The 14,354-nt window shown below is 67.0% G+C and carries 14 protein-coding genes; 9 read left to right on the top strand and 5 right to left on the bottom strand.

The annotated features are described in order from the left end of the window. The first annotated feature begins 2 nt into the window (after window positions 1-2). The 3 genes from coaE to H8R02_RS13855 are packed head-to-tail and all read left to right on the top strand — an operon-like array spanning window position 3 to window position 1,563. Window positions 3-620 carry a dephospho-CoA kinase gene (gene coaE / locus H8R02_RS13865; RefSeq protein WP_187082009.1) on the top strand — a complete coding sequence of 206 codons (618 nt, stop codon included), beginning with the start codon at window positions 3-5 and terminating at the stop codon, window positions 618-620. Further along, window positions 617-1,369 carry a cell division protein ZapD gene (gene zapD / locus H8R02_RS13860; protein WP_187082008.1) on the top strand — a complete coding sequence of 251 codons (753 nt, stop codon included), beginning with the start codon at window positions 617-619 and terminating at the stop codon, window positions 1,367-1,369. The genes coaE and zapD overlap by 4 nt, the downstream gene beginning before the upstream one ends. After that, the gene (locus H8R02_RS13855; RefSeq protein ID WP_187082007.1) at window positions 1,366-1,563 is read left to right on the top strand and encodes a DNA gyrase inhibitor YacG; all 198 of its coding nucleotides are present in this window, start codon (window positions 1,366-1,368) and stop codon (window positions 1,561-1,563) included. Before zapD ends, H8R02_RS13855 begins: the two co-directional genes overlap by 4 nt. Here H8R02_RS13855 and H8R02_RS13850 read toward each other — a convergent pair. From H8R02_RS13850 to H8R02_RS13830, 5 genes are all read right to left on the bottom strand, one after another. Then, on the bottom strand, window positions 1,560-1,997 hold the full coding sequence (locus H8R02_RS13850) for an NUDIX domain-containing protein (RefSeq protein WP_187082068.1): 438 nt from the start codon (window positions 1,995-1,997) through the stop codon (window positions 1,560-1,562). The genes H8R02_RS13855 and H8R02_RS13850 overlap by 4 nt on opposite strands. Before the next feature lie 5 nt (window positions 1,998-2,002). Beyond that, window positions 2,003-2,872, bottom strand: coding sequence for an ATP-binding protein (locus H8R02_RS13845; protein WP_187082006.1), 870 nt, complete (start codon window positions 2,870-2,872; stop codon window positions 2,003-2,005). A gap of 4 nt (window positions 2,873-2,876) precedes the next feature. Beyond that, the gene (gene argJ / locus H8R02_RS13840; RefSeq protein ID WP_187082005.1) at window positions 2,877-4,103 is read right to left on the bottom strand and encodes a bifunctional glutamate N-acetyltransferase/amino-acid acetyltransferase ArgJ; all 1,227 of its coding nucleotides are present in this window, start codon (window positions 4,101-4,103) and stop codon (window positions 2,877-2,879) included. A 9-nt stretch (window positions 4,104-4,112) separates the two neighbouring features. Further along, window positions 4,113-4,553, bottom strand: a complete 441-nt coding sequence (locus H8R02_RS13835) for a rhodanese-like domain-containing protein (protein ID WP_187082004.1) — start codon at window positions 4,551-4,553, stop codon at window positions 4,113-4,115. Between the two features lie 103 nt (window positions 4,554-4,656). After that, a complete protein-coding gene (locus tag H8R02_RS13830) occupies window positions 4,657-5,442 on the bottom strand; it encodes a fumarylacetoacetate hydrolase family protein (protein WP_354004919.1) in 786 nt (261 codons plus the stop codon). Between the two features lie 120 nt (window positions 5,443-5,562). Here H8R02_RS13830 and H8R02_RS13825 point away from each other — a divergent pair, with 120 nt between their 5' ends. The 6 genes from H8R02_RS13825 (at window position 5,563) to H8R02_RS13800 (ending at window position 14,331) form a co-directional block, all read left to right on the top strand. Then, window positions 5,563-6,690: a TRAP transporter substrate-binding protein gene (locus H8R02_RS13825; RefSeq protein ID WP_187082003.1), complete on the top strand. Its 1,128-nt coding sequence runs from the start codon at window positions 5,563-5,565 to the stop codon at window positions 6,688-6,690. Between the two features lie 80 nt (window positions 6,691-6,770). Then, on the top strand, window positions 6,771-7,424 hold the full coding sequence (locus H8R02_RS13820) for a TRAP transporter small permease subunit (RefSeq protein ID WP_187082002.1): 654 nt from the start codon (window positions 6,771-6,773) through the stop codon (window positions 7,422-7,424). 17 nt (window positions 7,425-7,441) lie between these two features. Then, complete coding sequence (locus tag H8R02_RS13815) at window positions 7,442-9,385, top strand: TRAP transporter large permease subunit (protein WP_187082001.1); 1,944 nt, start codon at window positions 7,442-7,444, stop codon at window positions 9,383-9,385. Between the two features lie 55 nt (window positions 9,386-9,440). Next, a complete protein-coding gene (gene icmF, locus H8R02_RS13810; RefSeq protein WP_187082000.1) occupies window positions 9,441-12,734 on the top strand; it encodes a fused isobutyryl-CoA mutase/GTPase IcmF in 3,294 nt (1,097 codons plus the stop codon). 115 nt (window positions 12,735-12,849) lie between these two features. Beyond that, entirely contained in the window at window positions 12,850-13,623 is a 774-nt protein-coding gene (locus tag H8R02_RS13805) for an ABC transporter ATP-binding protein (RefSeq protein WP_187081999.1), read from the top strand. Further along, complete coding sequence (locus H8R02_RS13800) at window positions 13,624-14,331, top strand: ABC transporter ATP-binding protein (RefSeq protein ID WP_187081998.1); 708 nt, start codon at window positions 13,624-13,626, stop codon at window positions 14,329-14,331. It abuts the gene before it with no gap. The last annotated feature ends 23 nt before the right edge of the window (window positions 14,332-14,354 follow it).

Below are 14,354 nucleotides of genomic sequence, written 5' to 3'. Positions count from 1 at the left end.
CGATGCTGCGCATCGGGCTCACCGGCGGCATCGGCAGCGGCAAGAGCACCGTGCTGCACGAGCTGGTGGTGCTGGGCGCGACCGGCATCGACGCCGACGCCATCTCGCGCGCCACGACGGCGCCGGGCGGCGCGGCCATCCCCCTCATCGCGCAGCGCTTCGGGCCCGAGTTCATCGGCCCGGACGGCGCGCTGGACCGCGCGCGCATGCGCGAGCGCGTGTACACGGATCCCGGCGCGCGGCGCCAGCTGGAGGAGATCATCCACCCGCTCGTGGGGCAGGAAAGCGAGCGGCAGGTGGCCGAGGCTGCCGCGAAAGGCGTGCGCTGCGTGGTGTTCGACATCCCGCTGCTCGTGGAGTCGGGCCGCTGGCGCCAGCGCGTGGACCGTGTGCTCGTGGTGGATTGCTCCGAGGAGACGCAGGTCGCACGCGTCGTCGCTCGCAGCGGCCTGAAGCCCGAGGAAGTGCGCGGCATCATCGCGGCGCAGGCGCCTCGCGCGCTGCGCCTGGCCGCCGCCGACCTTGTCATTTGCAACGAAGCATTAACGCTGGGGGATTTGGCGGGGGAAACCGCGCAGGCCGCGCGCACCTTCGGGCTATCATCCTCCCCCAGCGCATGATCCTCTACGAATACCCGTTCAACGAACGCATCCGCACCTACCTGCGACTGGAGCATCTGTTCCAGCGCCTCGGCGAGCTGGTCCCGCGCACGCACCCCATCGACCACCACTACGCGCTCGCGACGATCTTCGAGGTGATGGACGTCGCCGCCCGCGCCGACCTGAAGTCCGACCTCATGAAGGACCTGGACCGGCAGAAGCAGGTGCTCAACGGCTATCGCGGCAACCCCGCCATCTCGGAGGCGGTGCTCGACGACGTCGTGGGCCAGGTGGAGGGCTGCTTCAACGCGCTGAACAAGCAGCCGGGCAAGGCCGGCAATGCGCTCACCGACAACGAGTGGCTGATGAGCATCCGCAGCCGCGTGGGCATCCCCGGCGGCACCTGCGAGTTCGACCTGCCTTCCTATTACGCCTGGCAGCACCGCGACGCGCACTCGCGCCAGCAGGACCTGCAGCGCTGGGCCTCGACGCTCGGCGCGTCGGCCGAGGCCATCCACCTGCTGCTCAAGCTGCTGCGCGACTCCGGCTCGCCGCAGAAGGTCATCGCCAACAGCGGCCAGTACCAGCAGAACCTGCCGCAGGGCCGCTCGTTCCAGCTGCTGCGCATGCGCATCGACCCCACGCTGGGCATCGTGCCGGAGATCAGCGGCAACCGGCTGATGGTCTCGGTGCGGTTGATGCGGCAGGAGGGCGAGCGCCAGGTCGCGAGCACCGAGAACACGGCTTTCGAGCTCACCCTCTGTTCATGAGCACGGCGCAGCGCATCGTGCGCTGCCCTACGTGCGGTGGGGACAGCGTCTACGCACCTTCGAACCCGTGGCGGCCGTTCTGCAGCGAGCGCTGCAAGCAGATCGACCTGGGCGCGTGGGGCAACGAGGACTTCAAGGTTCCGGACGAAACGCCGCCGGACGAGCTGCCTTTCGGCGACCCGAAAGAGAACTAGGCGCGTTCTTCCTCGAACCAGCCGATCACAGGGATCGTGCCGGGCAGCAAGGGCTTCACTTCCACCGGCAACTGCTGCCACGCGAACGCCTGGCCTTCGTGCATGTGCAGCTTGCCGGTCCACTCGTAGACCTTGCAGAAGTTCAGGCGCACGAGCGCATGCGGGTAGTCCACGAGCTGGATGCGCCAGGGGTGCGTGGCGCCGATGGTGACGCCGATCTCCTCCTGCAGTTCACGGCGCAGTGCCTGCTCCACCGTTTCCCCGGCCTCGACCTTGCCGCCCGGGAATTCCCAATAGCCTTCGTAGACCTTGCCCGGTGGACGCGACGTCAACAGGAAAGCGCCGTCGCCGCGAATCAATACACCGACCGCAACCTCGACCTGCTTGCGGTCCGGCCCGCCCTCGCGCGGCCGCTCGCCATGAGCGACCAGCACCTCGCTCACTCGTGCCGCCCCGCGTAGTCGCGCGCGAACTGGTAAGCCACACGCCCGCTGCGCGAGCCGCGCTCCAGCGCCCACACCAGCGCCTCGGGCCGCGCCGCCGTGATCGCATCCGTGGGCACCTTGAAGTGCGACAGCCATTGCGCGCAGATCGCGAGGTACTCGTCCTGGCTGAAGGGATAGAAGCTCACCCACAGCCCGAAGCGCTCGGACAGCGAGATCTTCTCCTCCACCACTTCGCCCGGGTGCACCTCGCCGTCCTCCGTGTGCGTGTAAGTGAGGTTCTCCTTCATGTACTCGGGCAGGAGGTGCCGGCGGTTGCTCGTGGCGTAGATCAGCACGTTGGGCGTGGCCGCGGCCACGGAGCCGTCCAGGATGGACTTCAGCGCCTTGTAGCCGGCCTCGCCCTCCTCGAAGCTCAGGTCGTCGCAGAACACGATGAACTTCTCGGCGCGCGGCGCGCACACGTCCACGATGTCGGGCAGGTCCACGAGATCGGCCTTGTCGACCTCGATCAAGCGCAGGCCCTGCGGCGCGTACTCGTTCAGGCACGCCTTGATCAGCGACGACTTGCCCGTGCCGCGCGCGCCGGTCAGCAGCACGTTGTTGGCCGGGTGGCCCTCGACGAACTGCCGCGTGTTGCGCTGGATCTTCTCCTTCTGCGGCTCGATTTCCTTGAGGTCGTCCAGGCGAATGACGGCGACGTGCTTCACCGGCTCCAGCGAGCCGTGGCCGCTGGACCGCTTGCGGTAGCGCCAGGCGATGGACGCGTTCCAGTCGGGCGCGCCGAGCGGCTGCGGCAGGATCGCCTCGATGCGGTCGACGAGTTGTGCCGCGCGCGCGATCAGGTGTTCGAACTTCTCGTTCATCGATTCAGGAGCGGTAGTCCGCGTTGATGCTCACGTAGTCGTGGCTGAAGTCGCAGGTCCACACCTGGTCGGCGGCTTTGCCGCGGCCGAGGCAGACGCGCACCGTGATCTCGCTTTGCTTCATCACGCGCTGGCCGTCTTCCTCGCGGTAGGTCGGGTTGCGCCCGCCGCCGGTTGCGACGTGCACGTCGTCGAGGTACAGGTCGATGCGAGTCTGGTCGAGGTCGTCGATGCCGGCGTAGCCGACTGCGGCGAGGATGCGCCCGAGGTTGGGGTCGCTCGCGAAGAACGCGGTCTTCACCAGCGGCGAATGCGCGATCGCATACGCGACCTTCAGGCATTCGTCCTGCGTGCGGCCGCCTTCGACGCGCACCGCGATGAACTTGGTGGCGCCCTCGCCGTCGCGCACGATCGCATGTGCGAGGTCGCGCGCCACGGCGAGCATGGCGTCTTTCAACGCCTGCCCCGCCGCGCTGTTCCACGACGTCACCTGCGCGTGCTGCGCCTTGTTCGTGGCGATGACCACGAACGAGTCGTTGGTGGATGTGTCGCCGTCGACCGTGACGCGGTTGAACGAGCCCTCGGCGAGGTCGAACGCGAGCTGGGACAACAGCGCCGGCGCGATGTTCGCGTCCGTCGCCATGAACCCGAGCATCGTCGCCATGTTCGGCCGGATCATGCCCGCGCCCTTGCTGATGCCGGTGATCGTGACCGTCGCGCCGTCCAGCTGCACCTGCCGGCTGAAGGCCTTCGGCACCGTGTCGGTGGTCATGATGCCCTCGGCGGCCTTGAGCCAGTGCCCGGGCTGCGCGTCGGCGATGGCGGCGGGCAGGCCCTTCTCGATGCGGTCCACCGGCAGCTGTTCCATGATCACGCCGGTGGAGAACGGCAGCACCTGTTCGGGCGCGATCTTCAGCTCGCGTGCGACGGCCGCACAGGTCGAACGCGCGCGGGCGAGCCCGTCTTCACCCGTGCCCGCGTTCGCGTTGCCGGTGTTGATGACGATGGCGCGGATGCCGCCCGTGACGAGGTGTTCGCGGCATACCTGAACCGGCGCCGCGCAGAAACGGTTCTTCGTGAAGACGCCGCCGACGGCCGTGCCCTCGTCGAGCAGCATCACGGTGAGGTCCTTGCGGTTGGCCTTGCGCACGCCGGCTTCGGTGACGCCGATGCGCACGCCGGCGACGGGGTGCAGTTGCGCCGCGTCGGGCGCGCTCAGATTTACCGGCATTTCCTTGTCCTAGTTTTGTTTCCACGGCAGGCCGCGGAAGCGCCACCCGCCATTGACGCCGCGGTGGCCGTCGGCGTCCTTGTCGCCCTCGAAGCCCTCGAGGATGTTGTACGCCTCCATGCCGAGCTCGGTCGCGCGGCGCGAGGACGCGATGGAGCGCGCGCCGCTACGGCAGAGCATCACCACCTTCTTGCCCTCGGGGACGGCGGCCTTCAGCTGCGCGTCGTAGTCCGGGTTGGGCACCATGCCGGGCCACTGTTTCCAGACGACGTGGACGGCCCCGGGTACGCGGCCGACCCATTCCAGCTCGGCGGTGCTGCGGATGTCGACCAGCACGGCCTCGCCCGACTGCACCCATTGCCAGGCGAGTTCGGGCGTGACGTCGCCCGCATAGCCCTCGGCGGGGCGCGGCTGCAGGCGGTCGGGGGAAAGTGTCGGGGGCGCGCTCATGCCCCCGATTTTGCCGGAACGAAATGAGCCCCCACGCTCCCCGCTTCGCGAGGTTCGCTGCCCCCCGAGGGGGCTTTCGCGCCTTGGGGCGGCCCGGCGGCGCTCAGACGATCCTGACGCTCAGGTTGGGCAGCTTGTCGATGTGGATCTCGATCACGTCGCCCCGCACCATCGGCCCCACGTTCTCGGGCGTGCCGGAATAGATGATGTCGCCGGGGAAGAGCTCGTTGGCCTCGGACAGCTTGGCGATCTGCTCGGCCACGGACCAGATCATCTGCTTCAGGTCGGCGTTCTGCTTCGTCTGCCCGTTGACCTTCAGCCAGATGGCGCCCGAGTTGAAGTGCCCCACCTGCGCCACCTTGTGCATCGGGCCGATCACGGCGGAGTGGTCGAAGCTCTTGCCGATCTCCCAGGGCTTCTTCTCCTCGCCCATCGCGCGCTGCAGGTCGCGGCGCGTCATGTCCAGGCCGAGCGTGTAGCCCCACACGTGGTCCAGCGCCTGCGCCACCGGGATGTTCTTGCCGCCCTTGCCCAGCGCGGCGACGAGTTCCACCTCGTAGTGGTAGTTCTTGGTGAGCGTGGGGTACGGGTGGTCCGCCACGGTGCCCGGCCGGACATTCTGGATGGCGTCGGTGGGCTTCTGGAAAAAGAACGGCGGCTCGCGGTCCGGGTTGCTGCCCATCTCGATGGCGTGCGCGCGGTAGTTGCGGCCGATGCAGTAGATGCGCCGCACCGGGTACATCTCGTCGCTGCCCACGACGGGGATCATGGCCTGCGGCACGGCGAAAGGCGTGCGCGCCGCACCCGCGCCCATACCGCTCGTCGCGCAGCCGGCGAGGCCGGTGGCGGCGGCTGCCGCGGTTCCCTGGAAGAAATGTCTCCGGTCCACTTTATTGACTCCTGTGGTTGCTGGTGGCACTAAGTATTGGGTGTAAACCCTCTGACGGCAACATGAAATGTTTTTCAAAGATAGCTTGCTAACACGATGTACGCAATCAAGGAGACACCTATGGCAGAAAGCAAGAATCCCCGTCGCCGCGGCCTGCTCAAAGGCGCCGCCGCAGCCGCCGCAGCCGCCACCGGGCCGGTGGTCTACGCGCAGGCCCCCGCGACCGCTTCGTTCCGTTTCCAGAGCACCTGGCCCGCGAAGGACATCTTCCACGAGTACGCGAACGATTTCGCGAAGAAGGTGAACGACATGGCGGGCGGCCGCCTGAAGATCGAGGTGCTGCCGGCGGGCGCCGTCGTTCCCGCGTTCCAGCTGCTCGAAGCCGTCAACAAGGGCACGCTCGACGGCGGCCACGGCGTGGTGGCGTACCACTACGGCAAGCAGGCGGCTCTCGCGCTGTGGGGTTCGGGCCCCGCCTTCGGCATGGACCCGAACATGGTCCTGTCGTGGCACTACTACGGCGGCGGCAAGGCGCTGCTGGAGGAGATCTACAAGTCCATCAACATGGACGTCGTCTCGTACCTGTACGGCCCGCAGTTCTGCCAGCCGCTCGGCTGGTTCAAGAAGCCGATCTCCAACGTCGCGCAGTTCAAGGGCCTGAAGTACCGCACCGTGGGCCTCTCGGTCGACATCTTCACGGAGCTGGGCGCCGCGGTGAACCCGCTGCCCGGTGGCGAGATCGTCGCCGCGCTGGACCGCGGGCTGATCGACGCGGCCGAATTCAACAATGCGACCTCCGACAAGATCCTGGGCTTCCCCGACGTCTCCAAGGTGTGCATGCTGCAAAGCTTCCACCAGAGCGGCGAGCAGTTCGAGATCCTGTTCAACAAGACCAAGTACAACACGCTGGCCCAGGAGCTCAAGTCGATCATCGACTACGCGGTGCAGGCGTCCAGCGCCGACATGAGCTGGAAGGCGATCGACCGCAATTCGCAGGACTACATCGAGCTCAAGACGAAGCACAAGGTGAGCTTCTACAAGACGCCCGACTCGATCCTGCAGGCGCAGCTGGAAGCGTGGGACAAGATCGTCGCCAAGAAGACGGCGGAGAACCCGCTGTTCAAGAAGGTGCTGGACTCGCAGCGCGCCTACGCGGAGCGCACCACCGCGTGGCAGAACGACTACCTCGTCGACTACAAGATGGCTTCCAACCGCTACTTCCGCAAGGCCGCGGCGAAGAAGACCTGACGCGTCGGCACATGGGCCGGCCAGTCGCGCGGCTTTGCCGCCCGGCTGGCCTTTTTTTGCATGGATGAGGATCCGGAAGAATGACCATCGAAAAGATGCTGCACGCAGTCGAGTCCCTGAGCACGTGGATCGGCAAGGCGTTCGCCTGGCTGATCGTCGCGCTCATGCTCGTCGTGTGCGCCGAAGTCGCCAAGCGCTACATCTTCAACATGCCCACGGCATGGATCTACGACGTCAACAACATGATGTACGGCACGCTGTTCATGATGTGCGGGGCCTACGCGCTCGCGCACGATGCGCACGTGCGTGGCGACTTCCTGTACGGCAGCATGCCCCCGCGGCGGCAGGCCGCGCTGGACCTGGTGCTCTACATCGTCTTCTTCATGCCGGGCATCCTGGCCCTCACGTGGGCCGGCTGGGTGTACTTCGGCGATTCGCTGGCGATCCACGAAACCACGTTCAACGCCACGCCGCTGCCGATCTACCCCTTCAAGTTCTTCATTCCCTTCGCGGGCGCCACCGTGCTGCTGCAGGGCATCTCCGAGATCGTGCGCTGCATCGTGTGCCTCAAGACGGGCCGGTGGACCGAGCGGCTGGACGACGCCGAGGAAATCGACGTCGTCGAACAGCAGCTGTCCAGCAGCACCTACGTCGACGACGCGTCGCGGCGCGAGGCCATCGCCAAGACCAAGAGCATCGACGAGGCGGCGCGCCAGCGCCTGGGGCAGGAATGAACGCCTTCATCCCATTCATGAGCAACGCCGCCCTCGGGCTGACGATGCTGATCCTCATCGTCGTCGTCATCATGCTCGGCTTCCCCACGGCTTTCACGCTGATGGGGCTGGGCATCATGTTCGGCTGGGTCGCGTTCTACGACCCGAACGTCCACTTCTGGAACAACCGGATCTTCGACCTGATGGTGCAGCGCGCCTTCGGCGCGATGAACAACGAGACGCTGCTGTCGATCCCGCTGTTCGTGCTGATGGGCTACGTGATGGAGCGCGGCGCGCTGGTGGACAAGATGTTCCACAGCGTGCAGCTCGCCTTCCGGCGGCTTCCCGGTTCGCTCGCGGTCACGACCCTGATCATCTGCACCTTCTGGGGCATCGCGTCGGGGCTGGTCGGTGCGGTTGTGGTCCTGATGGGCGTGATCGCCATGCGGCCCATGCTCAACGCCGGCTACGACGTGAAGCTCGCATCCGGGGTGATCACGGCCGGGGGCACGCTGGGCATCCTGATCCCGCCCTCGGTGATGATCATCGTGTACGCGGCGGTGGCCGGGCAGTCGGTCGTGAAACTCTATGCGGCCGCGATGTTCCCGGGTTTCTTCCTGGCGCTGCTCTACCTCGTGTACATCATCGGGTGGGTTCTCATCAACCCGAAGATCGCGCCCAGGCTGCCCCCGGAGCAGATGCAGGTGCCGATCCCGGCCTGGGTGCAGCACCTGTCGCAGGCCTATTCGCGCCGCATGCTGCCCGCGCTCGTCGCGGCCAGCCTGTCGCCCGCGCGCGCCATGGCGGCGCCGCCGGCCGAAGGCGGCGAACGCGTGACGCGCGGGATGCTCCTGCGCAACCTCGTCACCGCGCTCGTGCCGGTCATCCTCGTGGCGGTGACGCTCGCCACCGCATGGTGGTACGTCGTCATCTATTCGCAGAAGGTCGACGCGCCCGCGCCCCTGCAGGTGGAGTCGGTGCAGAAAACCGCCAGCCCCGGCGCGTCCGCCGGCGGCGGCCTGCAGGAGCCGCCGGCCGCGTCCGGCGGCCTGAGCGAGCCGCCCGCGTCGGGCGGTGTGCAGGAGCCGCCGGCAGCCGGCGGCTTGCAGGAGCCGCCGTCCGCAGGTGGGGTGCAGGAGCCACCCGGTGCCGAGAAGTCCGAAAGCGCCGGGCCCAGGGAGCTGGGGGAACCCGCCGCGCCGGACGGGCCGGTCGGCGTGCCCGATGAGTTCTACATCGGCTTCGCCATCACGGCCGCGCTGTCGCTCGTCTTCCTCATCTGGTACTACCTGCGCTTCGACGCCGAACAGTTCGAGATCCTGCGCCTGCTCACGATCTCGGTGATGCCGCTGGGGATCCTCACCTTCGTCGTGCTGGCGGTGATCCTGTTCGGCATCACCACGGCGACCGAGTCGGCGGGCGTCGGCGCGCTGGGCGCGTTCCTGATGGCCTGGCAGGCGAAGACGCTCACCTGGGAGAAGATCAAGCAGGCCGTGTTCCTCACAGCCAAGACGACGTCGATGGTGTGCTGGCTGTTCATCGGCTCGGCCATCTTCTCCGCCGTGTTCGCCATCCTCGGCGGGCAGGCGCTGGTCGAACGCTGGGTGCTGAGCATGAACCTGTCGCCCGTGCAGTTCCTGCTGGTGTCGCAGGCGATCATCTTCGTCCTGGGCTGGCCGCTGGAGTGGACCGAGATCATCGTGATCTTCGTGCCCATCTTCCTGCCGCTGCTGCAGCACTTCCAGATCGACCCCATCCTCTGGGGCGTGCTGGTGTTCGTCAACCTGCAGGCCGCCTTCCTGTCGCCGCCGGTGGCGATGTCGGCCTTCTACCTGAAGGGCGTCTCGCCCCCCCACGTGACGATCAACCAGATCTTCGCGGGGATGATGCCGTACATGCTCATCGTCATCCTGTGCATGGTCCTCATGTACATCTGGCCGGGCCTGACGCTGTGGCTGCCGAAGTTCCTGTACGGCGGCTGAGTCGTTGACGTTTACGTAAACGTCAAGTATGGTACGGGGGTTCGCTGGAGCCCCCATGACCGACCTGTCCGCCGAATTCAAGGCGCTCGCCAACTACCGCCCCACGCACAAGGTGCGCTTCGTCACGGCCGCGAGCCTGTTCGACGGGCACGACGCGGCCATCAACATCATGCGGCGCATCCTGCAGGGCATGGGCGCGGAGGTCATCCACCTCGGCCACAACCGCAGCGTCGACGAGGTGGTGACGGCCGCGCTGCAGGAGGACGTGCAGGGCATCGCCATCAGCTCCTACCAGGGCGGCCACGTCGAGTACTTCAAGTACATGGTCGACCTGCTGCGCCAGCGCGGCGGCGAGCACGTGCAGGTGTTCGGCGGCGGCGGCGGCGTGATCGTGCCCTCGGAGATCAAGGAGCTGCAGGACTACGGCGTCACCCGCATCTACAGCCCGGAGGACGGGCAGAAGATGGGCCTGCAGGGGATGATCGGCGAGATGGTGATGCGCTGCGACCGCGACATCGCCTCGTATGCGCCGACGCAACTCGCCGCGATCCAGGGGCATGACGAGAAGAACTGGCGCGCGTTGGCGCAACTGATCACCGCGCTGGAAGCCGGCACGGCCGACGCCCAGCTGGTGAACGCCATCCGCATGGAATCCGACAAGCGCCACGTGCCGGTGGTGGGCATCACCGGCACCGGCGGCGCGGGCAAGTCCTCGCTCACGGACGAGCTGGTGCGCCGGCTGCGCCTGGACCAGGACGATTCGCTGCGCGTCGCCATCATCTCCATCGACCCCTCGCGCCGCAAGAGCGGCGGCGCGCTGCTCGGCGACCGCATCCGCATGAACGCCATCTCGCCTTGGCGCGAAGGCCCGCGCGTGTACATGCGCTCGCTCGCGACGCGTGACTTCGGCAGCGAGATTTCCGCCGCCCTGCCCGACGTGGTTGCCGCGTGCAAGGCCGCCGGCTTCGACCTGGTGGTCGTCGAAACCTCCGGCATCGGCCAGGGCGACGCGGCCATCGTGCCGCACGTGGACGTCCCGGTGTACGTGATGACGCCGGAGTTCGGCGCCGCCAGCCAGCTCGAGAAGATCGACATGCTCGACTTCGCCGAGTTCGTGGCCATCAACAAGTTCGACCGCAAGGGCGCTGCCGACGCGCTGCGCGACGTGGCCAAGCAGGTCCAGCGCAACAAGGAAGCGTTCAGGCAGCGGCCCGACGAGATGCCGGTGTTCGGCACGATGGCGGCGCGCTTCAACGACGACGGCGTGACGGCGCTCTACCAGGCGATGAAGCCGCGCCTCGAGGAACTGGGCCTTGGGCTCAAGGATGGCCGGCTGCCCGCGGTCGACGTGCGCCACAGCACCAACCAGACGCCCGTGGTGCCGCCGCAGCGCTCGCGCTACCTCGCCGAGATTTCCGAGACGGTGCGCGGCTACAAGAAGCGCGCGGTGGAGCAGTCGCGCATCGCCCGCGAGATCCAGCAGCTGAAGGAAGCCGCGCGCATGCTGCAGGTCGACAAGCCCGACCGCGCACCGGCCGCCGAGGCCACGCTCGACCTCGCCGGCAAGCGCCTTGCGCGCATGGACCGCGACGCGCTGCACCTGCTCAAGCAGTGGCCGGACATGCAGAAGGCGTATTCGGGCGACGAGTACGTGGTCAAGATCCGCGACAAGGAGATCCGCACGCGCCTCACCTCGAAGTCGCTCTCCGGCACCACCATCCGCAAGGTCGCGCTGCCGCAATACGAGGACCACGGCGAGATCCTCAAGTGGCTGATGCTGGAGAACGTGCCCGGTTCGTTCCCGTACACGGCCGGCGTGTTCGCGTTCAAGCGCGAGGGCGAGGACCCCACCCGCATGTTCGCGGGCGAAGGCGACCCCTTCCGCACCAACAAGCGGTTCAAGCTGCTGTCGCAGGGCATGCCCGCGAAGCGTTTGTCCACGGCGTTCGACTCCGTCACGCTGTACGGCAACGAGCCCGACCTGCGCCCGGACATCTACGGCAAGGTGGGCAACTCCGGCGTGTCGATCGCCACGCTCGACGACATGAAGGTGCTGTACTCGGGCTTCGACCTGTGCGACCCGGCCACCTCCGTGTCGATGACGATCAACGGCCCGGCGCCCTCGATCCTTGCGATGTTCATGAACACCGCCATCGACCAGAACATCGAGAAGTTCAAGACCGACAACGGCCGCGAGCCGACGCCGACCGAGGCCGCGAAGATCAAGGAATGGGTGCTCGCCAACGTGCGCGGCACCGTGCAGGCGGACATCCTGAAGGAAGACCAGGGCCAGAACACCTGCATCTTCTCCACCGAGTTCTCGCTGAAGGTGATGGGCGACATCCAGGAGTACTTCGTCCACCACAACGTCCGGAATTTCTATTCGGTCTCCATCTCGGGCTACCACATCGCCGAGGCCGGCGCCAACCCGATCTCGCAGCTGGCCTTCACGCTGTCGAACGGCTTCACGTTCGTCGAGGCCTACCTCGCGCGGGGCATGCACATCGACGACTTCGCGCCCAACCTGTCGTTCTTCTTCAGCAACGGCATGGACCCGGAGTACACCGTCATGGGCCGCGTCGCTCGCCGCATCTGGGCGGTGGCGATGAAGGAGAAGTACGGGGCCAACGAGCGCAGCCAGAAGCTCAAGTACCACATCCAGACATCCGGCCGCTCGCTGCACGCGCAGGAGATCGCGTTCAACGACATCCGTACCACGCTGCAGGCGCTGATCGCGATCTACGACAACTGCAACTCGCTGCACACCAACGCGTACGACGAGGCCATCACCACGCCCACCGAGGAATCGGTGCGCCGCGCGATGGCCATCCAGCTGATCATCAACCGCGAGTGGGGGCTGGCGAAGAACGAGAACCCGAACCAGGGCGCCTTCATCATCGACGAGCTGACGGACCTGGTGGAAGAAGCGGTGCTGGCCGAATTCGAGCGCATCAGCGAGCGCGGCGGCGTGCTCGGCGCGATGGAGACCGGCTACCAGCGCGGCCGCATCCAGGACGAGAGCATGCACTACGAGATGCTCAAGCACACCGGCGAGCTGCCGATCATCGGCGTCAACACCTTCCGCAACCCGCACGGCGATGCCGTGCTGGACAAGCTGGAGCTGGCCCGCTCCACCGAGGAGGAAAAGCAAAGCCAGCTCAGGCGCCTGCAGGACTTCCATGCACGCAACGCTGGCGAGTCGCCCGCCATGCTCAAGCGCCTGCAGCAGGCCGTGATCGAGAACCGCAACGTGTTCGAGGTGCTGATGGACGCCGTGCGGGTGTGCTCGCTCGGCCAGATCACCAGCGCCCTGTTCGAGGTGGGCGGGCAGTACCGGCGCAACATGTGATGGCCGGCGGCCCGCCGGCCGCCGCCCCCGTGCAAGCAAAACTACTTAGGGGGTAGCCCCTTAGTGCGGCGCAGCACGAATTCGCTACAGTCGGCCTCTTCGAGCAGGAGGCAACTTGTCGGATGAGTACATCCTCGAAACCCGGGGACTGACGAAGGAATTCAAGGGTTTCGTCGCCGTGAACAACGTAGACCTGAAGGTCCGCCGCGGCGACATCCATGCCCTGATCGGCCCCAACGGCGCCGGCAAGACGACCTTCTTCAACCTCCTGACCAAGTTCCTGCCGCCCACCCGCGGCACGATCTCCTACCGCGGCGTCGACATCACGAAGGAAAAGCCGGCGCAGACGGCGCGCCGCGGCATCGTGCGCTCGTTCCAGATCTCCGCGGTGTTCCCCCACATGACGGTGCTGGAGAACGTGCGCACCGCGCTGCAGCGCAACCTGGGCACGTCCTTCCACTTCTGGAAGCCCCAGAGTTCGCTGCACTCCCTGCACGAGCGCGCCCGCCAGCTGCTGGCCGAAGTCGGCCTGCGGGAGTTCGAGGACGAGCTCACCGTCAACCTGCCGTACGGCCGCAAGCGGGCGCTGGAGCTGGCCACCACGCTGGCGCTCGAGCCCGAGCTGCTGCTGCTGGACGAGCCCACCCAGGGCATGGGCCACGAGGACGTGAGCCGCGTGACGCAGCTCATCAAGAAGGTGTCCGAGGGCCGCACGGTGCTGATGGTGGAACACAACATGAACGTCGTTTCATCCATCGCCGACCGCATCACGGTGCTGCAGCGCGGCGGCGTGATCGCCGACGGCCCGTACGCCGAGGTCTCGCGCAACCCGCTGGTGATCGAGGCCTACATGGGCACCGAGGCCGGCGAACTGCAAGGCGCGCACTGAATGAGTGCCACCGAACTCCTGCGCATCGAGAACCTGCACGCCTGGTACGGCGAGTCGCACGTGCTGCATGGCGTGGACATGACCGTCAACGAGGGCGAGGTCGTCTCGCTCCTCGGCCGCAACGGCGCCGGCCGCACGACCACCCTGCGCGCCATCCTCGGCCTGACCGGCAAGCGCACCGGCACCATCCGCATCAACGGCGTGGACGCCGTGGCGCTGCCGCCGCACCGCATCGCCCAGCTGGGCATCGGCTACTGCCCGGAGGAGCGCGGCATCTTCGCCAGCCTCTCGGCGGAGGAGAACCTGCTGCTGCCGCCGGTCATCGGCAGCGGCGGCCTCGGCCTGGCCGAGATCTACGAGATGTTCCCCAACCTGAAGGAGCGCGCCGGCAGCCCCGGCGGGCGCCTCTCCGGCGGCGAGCAGCAGATGCTGGCCGTCGCCCGCATCCTTCGCACCGGCGCGCGCCTGCTGCTGCTGGACGAGATTTCGGAAGGCCTCGCGCCGGTCATCGTGCAGAAACTCGCCGAGACCATCCGCACGCTCAAGGCCAAGGGCTACACGATCGTGCTCGTCGAGCAGAACTTCCGCTTCGCGGCGCCGCTGGCGGACCGGTTCTACGTGATGGAACACGGGCGCATCGTCGAGAAGTTCGACGCTTCCGAGCTGCCCTCCAAGACGGCGATGCTCAACGAATTCCTCGGGGTGTGACTTCCCTCTTGCTTCAACCAAAG

Source organism: Ramlibacter albus (assembly GCF_014297445.1).
In the GTDB taxonomy this organism is placed as follows: domain Bacteria; phylum Pseudomonadota; class Gammaproteobacteria; order Burkholderiales; family Burkholderiaceae_C; genus Ramlibacter; species Ramlibacter albus.
Note: the sequence above shows the minus strand (reverse complement) of the source record. Positions and strands in the feature narration are given on the sequence as shown.

What these genes read in the sequence shown, in the direction of transcription:
- coaE (WP_187082009.1), top strand. Translation starts at nt 3, where the DNA reads ATGCTGCGCATCGGGCTCACCGGCGGCATCGGCAGCGGCAAGAGCACC.
- zapD (WP_187082008.1), top strand. Translation starts at nt 617, where the DNA reads ATGATCCTCTACGAATACCCGTTCAACGAACGCATCCGCACCTACCTG.
- H8R02_RS13855 (WP_187082007.1), top strand. Translation starts at nt 1,366, where the DNA reads ATGAGCACGGCGCAGCGCATCGTGCGCTGCCCTACGTGCGGTGGGGAC.
- H8R02_RS13845 (WP_187082006.1), bottom strand. Translation starts at nt 2,872, where the DNA reads ATGAACGAGAAGTTCGAACACCTGATCGCGCGCGCGGCACAACTCGTC.
- argJ (WP_187082005.1), bottom strand. Translation starts at nt 4,103, where the DNA reads ATGCCGGTAAATCTGAGCGCGCCCGACGCGGCGCAACTGCACCCCGTC.
- H8R02_RS13835 (WP_187082004.1), bottom strand. Translation starts at nt 4,553, where the DNA reads ATGAGCGCGCCCCCGACACTTTCCCCCGACCGCCTGCAGCCGCGCCCC.
- H8R02_RS13825 (WP_187082003.1), top strand. Translation starts at nt 5,563, where the DNA reads ATGGCAGAAAGCAAGAATCCCCGTCGCCGCGGCCTGCTCAAAGGCGCC.
- H8R02_RS13820 (WP_187082002.1), top strand. Translation starts at nt 6,771, where the DNA reads ATGACCATCGAAAAGATGCTGCACGCAGTCGAGTCCCTGAGCACGTGG.
- H8R02_RS13815 (WP_187082001.1), top strand. Translation starts at nt 7,442, where the DNA reads ATGAGCAACGCCGCCCTCGGGCTGACGATGCTGATCCTCATCGTCGTC.
- icmF (WP_187082000.1), top strand. Translation starts at nt 9,441, where the DNA reads ATGACCGACCTGTCCGCCGAATTCAAGGCGCTCGCCAACTACCGCCCC.
- H8R02_RS13800 (WP_187081998.1), top strand. Translation starts at nt 13,624, where the DNA reads ATGAGTGCCACCGAACTCCTGCGCATCGAGAACCTGCACGCCTGGTAC.